Source organism: Actinoplanes sp. NPDC051633, assembly GCF_040681735.1.
Classification (GTDB): domain Bacteria; phylum Actinomycetota; class Actinomycetes; order Mycobacteriales; family Micromonosporaceae; genus Actinoplanes.
The window spans coordinates 1-3249 of sequence record NZ_JBFAZH010000902.1 but is presented as its reverse complement, the minus strand read 5'-3'; the positions used below and the strand labels follow the sequence as shown (position 1 = coordinate 3249).

The following is a 3249-nucleotide window of genomic DNA, read 5'->3' as shown; positions in this document are numbered from 1 at the left end:
AGCAGCCAGGCGAGCGCCGACGCGTATCCCATGTGCAGGAACTGGAACGCCTGCTGGAACAGGTAGATGACGTAGAACAACGCGGCGTCGTTGCTGTACTGCTGCTGGTTCGTGCTGCCGAAGAACGCCGTGAAGACCTCGTCGAAGGTCTGCAGCGAGCTGATCGTGTTGATGATCAGCGTGAAGAACAGGGCGCCGCTGATCATCGGCACGGTCACCGCGCGGAACCGCGCCCACGCCGAGGCCCCGTCCATCTCCGCCGCTTCGTACAGGTCACGCGGCACGTCCTGCAGGGCCGCGAGGTAGATGATCACCGTGCTGCCCAGGCTCCAGGCGCTCATCAGCACCAGGCCCGGTTTGATCCACGGCCCGTCGGTGGTCCAGTCCGGGCCGTTGACGCCGACCCACCCGAGCACCTCGTTGATCATGCCGACCTGCCCGTTGAAGAGCAGCAGGAACAGCACGCCGACCGCCACCTTCGGGGTGATCGTCGGCAGGTAGAAGACGGTCCGGAAGAATCCCGCGGACCGGCGGCCGGCGCGGGCCAGCAGCATCGCCAGCCCGAGCGCGACCGCCATGTTCAGCGGCACGTGCAGCAGCGTGTAGATCAGCGTGTTGGCCAGGCTGGTCCGCACCTTGGGGTCGGCCAGCAGCTGGCTGTAGTTGTCCGCGCCGACGAACTGCGTGCTGGTCAGCACGTCGTAGTCGGTGAGGGACAGCACCAGGCTGGCCACCATCGGCCCGGCCATGAAGACCAGGAAGCCGATGATCCACGGCGACAGGAACCAGTACGCGGCCCGCGTCTCACTGCGGATCGCCATGTATCACTTCCCGCTGTTCGCTTTGTCCAGGGCGGCCTGGGCCTGCTGCTGCGCCAGGGCGAGCGCCTGGGCCGGCTGCTGCTTGCCTTCGAGCACCCGGTTGATCGCGTCCTGCCAGGCCGCCCTGACCTCCTCGCCGGCCGCGGTCAGCGGCTCGGAGATTCCGGCCTCCTGGGTCTTCAGCACGGTCTGCACCGCCGTGTCGAACCCGGCGTTACCGATCGGCTTGACGACGTCGCGGAAGATGACCTCGTCGGCTCTGGTGTTGCCGGTGAAGACGCCGGAGAACGGCTTGTTCTCCTTCTGCCGGGCCGCCGCCCGCACCTTGGCCGCCTCGATCCAGGTCGGGCTGTCGGTCATCGTCTTGATCCATTTGCAGGCCTGCTTCGGGTGCGGGCTCTTCGCCGGGATCGCCCAGGCGTTGCCGGTGATCCAGTCCACCGGCTGCCCGTCTCGGCCCTGGAACGGCGAGACGGTCAGCTTGACCTGCGGCGAGTTGCTGGCCAGCACGTTGAGGTAGAAGTCCTCCATCGGGAAGGCGCCGAGCTGGTTGCTGGCGAACTGGTTCTTCGCGCCGAAGAAGTCGAACGAGTCGCGGAAGGACTTGAACCGCGCCCAGCCGCCCTGCGCGTTGACCAGCCCGACGGTGAAGGTGAGCGCCTCGACCACCTTGGGGTCGGTCAGCTGCGCCGTCTTGCCGTCGTCGCTGACCAGGGCGGCGCCGTTCGCGCGGGCCCACAGCGGGAAGAACTCGGGGATCTTCGGGTCGAATCCGATGCGTTGCAGCTTGGTGCCATTCGCCTTGTAGAGCTTCGCCGTGGCCTGTTGCAGTGCGGGCCAGTCGGCGGTGCTGAACGTGGCGGGGTCGAGGCCGGCCTCGGCGAACGCGGTGTTGTTGATCATCATGACGCGGTTGTTGTAGAACTCGGGCAGGCCGTACAACTGGCCGTTGAGGGTGGCCTCCTTGACGGCCGCCTCGCGGAACTGGCTGAGGTCGATCTTCTCCTGATCGACGCAGTCCTTCAGCGGGACCAGCGCGTTCTTGGCGGCGTACGTGCCCAGCAGCCGTCGCTCCATGTAGACCAGGTCCGGAGGGGTGCTCGACGCCACCGCGGAGAGGAACTGCTGGGCGTTGAAGCTGCCCTCGGACGCCTTCGCCGTGCTCGGCGCGATGGCCTTGTTGGCCAGGTTGAAGCGCGTCTCGGCGATGTCGTCCCCGGTGCCGAACCCCATCATCGTGAGGGTCACGGCGGCGGTGTCGTCGCCGGTGGAGTCCGATCCGGACCCGCCGACACCACCGCACCCCGCCAGCAGCAACACCGCGACCAATATCCGTGAAGTCCGGATGAACATCGTTGTTCTCCTCAGTACGACCGGTACCTGTGCGCGAAACATAAAGCCAGGTCAATGCGCCCGCAATTCGAGCGAAGGTGAGGGAGCATGGTCGCTCATGAAGCTTCTTCTGCCCGACAGCATCGAGCTCGACCTGCCCGACGGCCTCGACGGCCTCGACGCCGTCGTCTACGCGGTCGACCGCCCGATCCCCGACGAGCACGCGGATGCCGAGGCGCTGGTCGTGTGGGGCAACCCGGCGCGGCAGCTGAGTGACGCGGCCGAGCGGCTCACCCGGCTGCGGTGGGTGCAGACGCTGGCCGCCGGGCCGGACGCCGTGCTGGCGGCCGGCTTCCCGCCCGAGGTCGTCATCACCGGCGGGACCGGCCTGCACGACGTGACGGTCGCGGAGCACACCCTCGCCCTCACCCTGGCCGCGGCGCGCCGGCTCCACCTGCTGGTGCGGGCGCAGATCGGGCGGCGGTGGGCGGGCGAGCTGGGTGGGCTGCAACCGGTCCGCGAGCCCGGCAGTTTCCGTACGCTGCGGGAGGCGCGGATCGCCGTCTGGGGCTTCGGTGGCATCGCCGCGACCCTGTCGCCCCTGCTCGCCGCCCTCGGCGCCCGGGTCACCGGCGTCGCCCGGACGGCGGGGGAGCGGCACGGGTTCCGGGTCGTCACCCCGGCCGACCTGCCGGGCCTGCTGCCCGAGACCGACGTGCTGATCAACATCCTGCCCGCCACCAAGGAGACCGAACACGCGGTGAACGCGCAGGTGCTGTCCCTGCTGCCGCCGCACGCGTGGCTGGTGAACGTCGGCCGCGGCGCCACGGTGGACGAGGCCGCGCTCCTCGACGCCCTGCGCGGCCACCGTCTCGCCGGGGCCGCCCTCGACGTCTTCGACACCGAACCGTTGCCGGACACCTCGCCGCTCTGGGACGAGACGAACGTGATCATCAGCCCGCACGCCGCCGGCGGCCGGCCGATCGGCGCGGCCGCCCGCATCGCGGAGAACTACCGCGCGAATATTTTTCTTAGTTTTCTCACTCATTTTCTTCAACTCCTTTCGTTGCTTTATTCCAATTGCTTTATTGACGTT

At 68.2% G+C, this 3249-nt stretch carries 3 protein-coding genes; 1 reads left to right on the top strand and 2 read right to left on the bottom strand.

Annotated features, from left to right (window positions below):
• Both AB0M20_RS34180 and AB0M20_RS34175 read right to left on the bottom strand, forming a co-directional pair.
• A partial coding sequence (locus AB0M20_RS34180; RefSeq protein WP_364304482.1) for a sugar ABC transporter permease occupies window positions 1-821 on the bottom strand: 821 nt, incomplete at its 3' end.
• Between the two features lie 3 nt (window positions 822-824).
• Complete coding sequence (locus AB0M20_RS34175; RefSeq protein ID WP_364304481.1) at window positions 825-2174, bottom strand: extracellular solute-binding protein; 1350 nt, start codon at window positions 2172-2174, stop codon at window positions 825-827.
• 97 nt (window positions 2175-2271) lie between these two features.
• Between AB0M20_RS34175 and AB0M20_RS34170 the strand changes: the two genes are divergently transcribed.
• Window positions 2272-3249: phosphoglycerate dehydrogenase (locus tag AB0M20_RS34170; protein ID WP_364304480.1), on the top strand; the 978-nt coding region annotated here is incomplete at its 3' end.

What these genes read in the sequence shown, in the direction of transcription:
- AB0M20_RS34175 (WP_364304481.1), bottom strand. Translation starts at nt 2,174, where the DNA reads ATGTTCATCCGGACTTCACGGATATTGGTCGCGGTGTTGCTGCTGGCG.